A 6,800-nucleotide genomic window follows, 5' to 3' on the forward strand; every position below is an offset into this window, starting at 1 on the left:
TTGCCGGGCGTTGATCTCTCGAATACCATGGGCTCCAAGCGGGAGCGAACCAGTTTTCGTGAAATGTCCCAGTAGAAAAACTATCGAACGTCCATGTCCATCGGCAATCTTCCCTCCCTCAACGGCCTCAAGGCCTTCGACGTGGCGGCGCGACATCTGAACTTCCGGCTTGCGGCCGAAGAGCTCGGCGTCACGCAAGGCGCTGTTGCCCAGCACGTGCGAGGGCTTGAGGCGGAACTCGGGGTGACATTGTTCGAGCGCCTGCCGAAGTCATTGGCGCTGACGGGCGAGGGGCGAAGCTATGTCGCCGACGTCCGGCGCGCCTTCGAACTGCTTTCAAACGCGACGGCGAACCTGAAGCCTCAGCCGGTCAAACTGGTGGTCAGCACGACACCGACCTTCGCCTCGAGATGGTTGATCCCGCGTCTTCCGGATTTCACCTCGAGGCATCCCGATCTCGATCTCCACATCCTGGCGACGGACCGCATTTCCAGCTTCCAGGCAGACGGCGTCGATCTCGCCGTCCGATATGGCAGCCCCCCGTTCGGTCCCGGCCTCGCCGCCGAGCTGCTGTTCGAGCAGGAGATCATTGCCATCTGCAATCCGAGCCTCGTCGCCGAGGGAGCCGAGCCAGAGAATGCGGAAGAACTCTCGAACTACACGCTGCTTCACGATGCCCATAATTCCTGGCCCGAATATATCGATCGCTTCCTCGGCGGCGGCGATCCCACCCTGTTTCGGGGCATCAGCTTCTCCCAGACATCGCACGCGATCGAAGCTGCCATCGCCGGACAGGGCATTGCCGTGGCGACCCGCGCTTTCGTCTCGACCGACATCGAGGCGGGCAGGCTGAGACAGGTCTTCGACGGCGCCCTCAGAGCGCGGTCGCACTTCTATCTGGTGAAGCCGCGATATCGGAAGTCCGAAGCGGTGGACAAGCTTCAGGACTGGCTGCGGTCAAAGGTGCAGAGCTGATGGTCGGACAGCCATCGCTCAAGGAATGAACCAGCTGCGGCAAGTTTGCGCCCAGGAGCAGTCGTTGGGGCACTTCCGCCGGGGCCCCCGCTCGCCGCCCATCACCGGACTTTCAAGAACCGTCCGCTTTCCGTGGATACTCATTTCCGTGTCGTCCACCTGGAAGCCGTCGGTCACAAAGAAGGATGACGGCTCGATGGAGGTGGAGATCGCCTGGACATTACCTCTTTACCACTTGTTGACTCACCCGCGGTTGAACAATAACTTACGAATTCAGTCGTTAGGCTTGTCCTCACATGGCGGATCACTCTCTTCAGCGTCGCCTTGCTGCCATCGTCGTTGCCGATGTGGTGGGATATTCACGCCTGATGGAGGCTGATGAAGCCGCAACGCTGGCGAACCTCAGGGAACTCCGTTCCGGCGTTATCGAGCCGGCTGTGATGCGCCACCACGGTCGCATCTTCAAGGTCATGGGCGACGGATTCCTAATCGAATTCGGTAGCGCAGTGGACGCGGTCGCAGCAGCGTTGGAAATGCAACGGGCCGCCACCGCTGTTGAGGCTTCCGGAGACCGGCGCCTGCTTTTGCGTGTAGGCGTCAATCTGGGAGATGTCATTGACGACGGTTCAGACGTCCTCGGCGACGACGTCAATGTCGCGGCGCGCCTCCAGACGCAGGCCGCACCGGGAGGTATCTGCATTTCAGCGAATGTTCACGGCGAGATCGACGGCAAGATTAGCGACCGGTTCTTTGATGCAGGCGAACGCTACCTGAAGAACCTGACTCGCCCGGTCCACGTGTGGCATTGGCCGGATGCGCTGCAGAGCATATTGCCGCTGCCCGAATGTCCCTCGATCGCTGTATTGCCGTTCACGAATATGAGTGGGGATGAAGCGGACGCGCCTTTCGTCGACGGCTTGACCGAAGACCTGATCACCGACCTTTCCCGTACGGCTGGTCTGTTCGTCATCGCGCGCAATTCCGTGTACGTTTACAAGGGCAAGCCGGTCGACGTACGGCTGGTCGCCCAGGAACTCGGCGTCCGCTATGTCCTCGAGGGGAGCGCCAGACGCGCAATGGGCCGTGTCCGCATCAATGCCCAATTGGTCGACACGCTTGCCGGCCAGCACTTGTGGGCCGACCGGTTTGACAGGACGGTGGAAGATGTTTTCGAACTACAGGATGAAGTTAACGCCAAGATTGTTGAAGCCCTCGTCGGCCGGCTGACCATCCCGACGCCGCGCAATCGGCCGAAGAACTTTGAGGCGTACGATCTGTGTGTGCGCGCCCGCCTTCTGACGGAAGAGTCGCCGCAAACTGAGCGTGAGGCCTATATGCTGCTGCAACGCGCGGTTGAGCTCGAGCCATCATATGCCGAGGCGCTCGGTCTGCTTGCCTATAACCGTTGGCTTGCCTGGACTCATTTCGGCGAGCCCGAAGATCCTAACCGTCGGATGGCGGCGACGTTCGCGCAGAAGGCGGTCGACCTGGATCCCAACGATGCCGGCTGCCGTTACGTTCTGGGGACCATTTTGGCTTATGAGCGGCGATGGGAGGAATCGGAGGCCGCCTTCGCCAAGGCCCTGGAGTTGGACCCCAACCACGCCGACACCTGGGCCGCCATGTCGGACATATCCGTGCTGGACGGCAGGGTTGCCGACGGACTGGCGCAAATCGAAAAAGCTCTGCGGCTCAATCCCTACCCAGCCTGCTGGTATCTTTGTCATCTTGGGCAGGCGCAATACGCCGCGCATGACTATGAGGCGGCAGCCGCTACGCTTCGCAGGAAAGACACGTATCGTACCAACTCACGCAAATTCCTGGCTGCTACGCTTGCGCAGTTGGGCCACCGTGAGGAGGCGCGGCGAGAAGCAGAATTGTTCCTGATCGCCCACCCTCATTTCACGATCGGCCATTGGCTCAGTTCCCAACCGCTGCGCGATGCATCTGTACGAGACCACTTTGTCGACGGCTTTCGAAAGGCCGGCCTGCCGGAGATGTGACAGCGGGTGAGAACAATCGCGACGCGTTCGAGAACTTTATCGACGGATATGCGCTGCGCGAGAGCGGCGGTCCGGATCGCAGTGCCAAGCTTTCAGACGCTAAACAAAACGCGTCAATCAGTCCGAGTCTTGCATGACTTTTCCGTTGGACCGCCTTGCGTCATAGTGGCGATGAGCCCGTAGCCCAGAATGAAGACAGGATGCTTTGCGAAACATTTAGGTAGCTTCGCGGAGACATGAAGGCGACGACGCTTACTTCCGCTATCGGCGGCGCATAGATGCCGTTACCTTGAAACCAGACGATGTCTGCTTTCCAGCAGGTGCAAGGTATGCTTCAACGGCCGAGGGCGCAAGGCAGCCTTAACCTTCGATAACGAAAGAAGTCCGCTTAGGGCCAACAGGGGTCGGTGGCCCCTAAGTGCTGATGTCTCCGACAAGTTCCCATGTATCGACCTTCTCGGGCGTCCCATAATCTGCACCAGGCCAAGCGGGCGAAGGTCGAAGCGATCGCCGACCGCGCCGGCGCACCGCCCGCTGTGGGGCACTGTCTTCGTCTACCTCTGGGGCTGCTACCCCGATGCTCCGGCTGCCGAGCAGGCCTGAATTCAAAACAGCCGATCGACACATCGCTCGGTCTCCCACGTCTTGAGGAAATTTGCTTCCCGGGCGATCCAACCGACAGCCTCGCTTCCCCATTCCTGGGCCCGGCTGGCATATTCGCCCATCAGCCAGATGTGGCGGACGATCACAAAGCGATGGGCGGCTTCGAAGTCGTCGGGCGTGATCGGCCGGACGGTTCGATAGCCATCGATGAAGGCGTCCCACATGTCGGTCGACCTTCGGCGGAAGGATGTTTGCGCCCACAAGAACACCGACAAGTCGTAAGCGAGGTATCCCGGACCGCCGTCATCGAAGTCGAAAAAGACGGCTTCGCCGGCGTCGTTGATCCGTGCATTGAAGCCGTGACAGTCGCCATGGCAATAAGTCGGCGTCAAATCGCCGAAGGCTTCGATCGCCTTTGCGGTCCGCGCAGCGATGTCTTCAAGTTCGCTGCGGACCTCGGCGTCCTCCACGACGCCGCTGTCGCATATGCGGGCGAGAGGCCGATGCAGCAGGTGTTCGAGGTCGAGCCGATAGAGCGCTCCGTCCGGCTGGAATGTCTCGGCGGCGTTGTGCATCAAAGCAAGGGTCTTGCCGTTGGCCCGTGCATCGCCGGAATCCGTCGTATCCGGCTTGCGGCCTCCGATCTCCCGGAAGAGCACGGCCTGGCGCACGCCCTCCGGCGCCTGTCCCTCAGCGAACAAGCTGCCCTCGCGTGTCGGGATGGGTGCTGCGACCGGAACGCCTGATTGCGCAAGGTGCGCCAAGAACGCCGTTTCGGTCTTGACGTCGGCCGGACCACGGGCGCGGCGATGGGAAAGCCGGAACACATACCGCTCGCCGTTGCTTGCAACGGCCAGATACACATCATTCAAGCCGCGTTGCAGCATCCGGCAGGAAACCGGCCCAGCAAGCGGATAATGCCGATCGATGAACTGTTCGATGGCCGCAACCTGCGGGGTCGAATAGAGCGGATTAAAGTCGAGCATGGGCGCTGTACCATCGGGCTTTGCTGGCAGGCTGCTTCCGCGGTGAAAAGACAATGAAGGCGGTGGCGGCCGCAGGCACGTGCGATTGCAATGAACTGCTGATTGGATAAGCTGAATGGCGCTATTAATAAAACCAAGAGATGAAAAACAAAATGCAGGCTTCGCGATTTTTGAAAGAAAACTCTATTTCGATTTCTGTCCTTTCCATCGTTTTCGGTCTGTCTGGATGTGTCACCAATAGTAACGGTGTTGCTATTTCCGAGGATCACAGCCGGGCTCTGAGTGGAGAGCGGACAAAGATGGGCCAGTCCTACAATTTGAATGAAGACTGCACGGCTGCAACAATCGCCAATATAAAATTGGTGGAAGCCCCGGCGCATGGCTCGGTTGAATTCGTCAAAGAGAATATTTATTCAAATTACAAGGATGGCATCCGTATTAAATGCAATTCCAGGAAATCTCTCGGCGTGTCGGAATACTATACTTCCAACAGCGGCTATTCTGGACGTGACATGTACAAGGTGAGGGTGTCCTACGGGGAGGGGACCATCAAGGACGTCACCGTCAACATCAATGTGATCAAGAATTAAGCTAAGGCCAGCGATATCGATCCCGTCGATCATCGGCAAAGCCTGGGCCAGCTCCGTCGTCGGTGGAACGGGCGACTGGATCCATGCGACCATTCGTGCCGCCTGCAAGCACCTAGGCGAACCTCGGTCGGCAGCGGCCATTGGGGGCTATGCTGTTCTATCTCTTTGTTTTCACGCAATTCCGGACGGAAAACCGCTTCGCACTTTTCCTGGAATTGCTCTACGGGCGATCAGTCCGTCTTCGGCTGCCCGGGAAGCTGGCCGTAAGCCGTCAGGATGGCCTTGATCAGGCCCGGGAAGCGTTCGTCCAACTCGGTGCAGCGCGTTTGATTGCGCATCTCCACACCCTGGCGCTCGCTCATGATCAGCCCGGATTCGCGCAGCACCTTGAAATGGTTGGACAGCGATGACTTTGGGATGACGCGGTCGCCGAGATCGGCAAGCGCGGAGCACGTTCCGCTACCGCTGGCGCCGGCAAGCTTTGCATAGATGGCAACGCGCTCCGGATCGGACAGCGCATAGAGGATCGCCTCGGGCTTGATGTCCTCCAGAGCTGGGTGAAAGAGCGGTCTCATGAATTTTATATAGCGCCCCTTGACATCGAGATCAATAGTTCCGAATTTCCGAACTATGGAACAAGCTCGCCACTCCGGCGGCTATCCAGATCTGAAGGAACGAGAAATGGCTAAGCTTACAGGAAAAGTCGCCGTCGTAACGGGCGCCTCCAAGGGAATCGGTGCTGCGATTGCCAAGGCACTCGCGGCGGAAGGCGCGCAAGTGGTGGTCAATTACGCATCGAGCAAGGCGGGAGCCGACGCCGTGGTTGAGGCGATCAGCGCGGCCGGGGGCAAAGCCATCGCGGTGCAGGGCGATGTTTCGAAAGCCGCTGAGGCGCAGGGATTGGTCGATGCGGCGGTCAAGGAGTTCGGCAAGCTCGACGTGCTGGTCAACAATTCAGGCGTCTATGAATTCGCGTCGATTGAGGAGGTGACCGAGGAGCAATATCGCCGCATCTTCGACGTCAACGTTCTCGGCGTTCTCCTGACCACGCAGGCAGCGGTCAAGCATCTCGGCGAGGGCGGCAGCATCATCAACATCTCCTCGGTGGTCACCAGCCTCGCCCCGCCGGCCACTGCCGTCTACACCGGCACGAAGGGGGCCGTCGAGGGCATCAACAGCGTGCTTGCCAAGGAACTCGGCCCGCGCAAGATCCGGGTCAACGCCATCCTGCCGGGGATGGTCGAAACCGAGGGCACGCATTCGGCCGGCGTCATCGGCTCGGATTTCGAGCAGACCATCGTCGCCCAGACGCCGCTCGGCCGTATCGGCCAGCCGGATGATATCGCCGGCGTCGCCGTCTTCCTCGCTTCCGACGATGCCCGCTGGCTGACCGGCGAACGATTGGCCGCCAGCGGCGGTTTCCGCTAACGCAGGATGATTTGAGGCCGGGTCGGCCTCAAACCTGAATCCTGTTCTGAATTAAACAGTTAGAGCATGTTGCGCAAAGCGGTTTTGCGGCAACGACATGCGTAAAAACAAAGACCTAAAGCGCGAAGAGCGAATCTGAAAGTTCGCGACGCGCTTTAGGAGCTGTGGACACTTATCTGAGCCATAGGATTGTTGCGGCCAAAGCGAGCATGGCT

The 6,800-nt window shown here is 59.6% G+C and carries 6 protein-coding genes; 4 read left to right on the forward strand and 2 right to left on the reverse strand.

All coding sequences use genetic code 11. From position 1 onward, the window contains the following. Positions 1–93 precede the first annotated feature (93 nt). A complete protein-coding gene (locus tag G9X64_RS22060; RefSeq protein ID WP_168312849.1) occupies positions 94–975 on the forward strand; it encodes a LysR substrate-binding domain-containing protein in 882 nt (293 codons plus the stop codon). A gap of 296 nt (positions 976–1,271) precedes the next feature. Next, on the forward strand, positions 1,272–2,978 hold the full coding sequence (locus G9X64_RS22065) for an adenylate/guanylate cyclase domain-containing protein (RefSeq protein ID WP_171377382.1): 1,707 nt from the start codon (positions 1,272–1,274) through the stop codon (positions 2,976–2,978). 605 nt (positions 2,979–3,583) lie between these two features. Here G9X64_RS22065 and G9X64_RS22070 read toward each other — a convergent pair. Then, the gene (locus G9X64_RS22070; protein ID WP_168312847.1) at positions 3,584–4,567 is read right to left on the reverse strand and encodes a phosphotransferase enzyme family protein; all 984 of its coding nucleotides are present in this window, start codon (positions 4,565–4,567) and stop codon (positions 3,584–3,586) included. 152 nt (positions 4,568–4,719) lie between these two features. Between G9X64_RS22070 and G9X64_RS22075 the strand changes: the two genes are divergently transcribed. Continuing rightward, on the forward strand, positions 4,720–5,157 hold the full coding sequence (locus G9X64_RS22075; protein WP_246271002.1) for a hypothetical protein: 438 nt from the start codon (positions 4,720–4,722) through the stop codon (positions 5,155–5,157). Between the two features lie 230 nt (positions 5,158–5,387). Here the strand turns inward: G9X64_RS22075 and G9X64_RS22080 are convergent, their stop codons facing one another. Beyond that, positions 5,388–5,732, reverse strand: coding sequence for an ArsR/SmtB family transcription factor (locus G9X64_RS22080; RefSeq protein ID WP_168312846.1), 345 nt, complete (start codon positions 5,730–5,732; stop codon positions 5,388–5,390). A gap of 106 nt (positions 5,733–5,838) precedes the next feature. On the opposite strand from G9X64_RS22080, the gene G9X64_RS22085 reads away from it, so the two are divergent. Then, positions 5,839–6,585, forward strand: a complete 747-nt coding sequence (locus G9X64_RS22085; protein ID WP_168312845.1) for a glucose 1-dehydrogenase — start codon at positions 5,839–5,841, stop codon at positions 6,583–6,585. Positions 6,586–6,800: the final 215 nt, after the last annotated feature.

The organism is Rhizobium sophorae (genome assembly GCF_013087515.1).
Lineage (GTDB): Bacteria > Pseudomonadota > Alphaproteobacteria > Rhizobiales > Rhizobiaceae > Rhizobium > Rhizobium sophorae.

Coding starts and splice junctions, on each gene's coding strand:
- G9X64_RS22060 (WP_168312849.1), top strand. CDS start 94: ATGTCCATCGGCAATCTTCCCTCCCTCAACGGCCTCAAGGCCTTCGAC.
- G9X64_RS22065 (WP_171377382.1), top strand. CDS start 1,272: ATGGCGGATCACTCTCTTCAGCGTCGCCTTGCTGCCATCGTCGTTGCC.
- G9X64_RS22070 (WP_168312847.1), bottom strand. CDS start 4,567: ATGCTCGACTTTAATCCGCTCTATTCGACCCCGCAGGTTGCGGCCATC.
- G9X64_RS22075 (WP_246271002.1), top strand. CDS start 4,720: ATGCAGGCTTCGCGATTTTTGAAAGAAAACTCTATTTCGATTTCTGTC.
- G9X64_RS22080 (WP_168312846.1), bottom strand. CDS start 5,732: ATGAGACCGCTCTTTCACCCAGCTCTGGAGGACATCAAGCCCGAGGCG.
- G9X64_RS22085 (WP_168312845.1), top strand. CDS start 5,839: ATGGCTAAGCTTACAGGAAAAGTCGCCGTCGTAACGGGCGCCTCCAAG.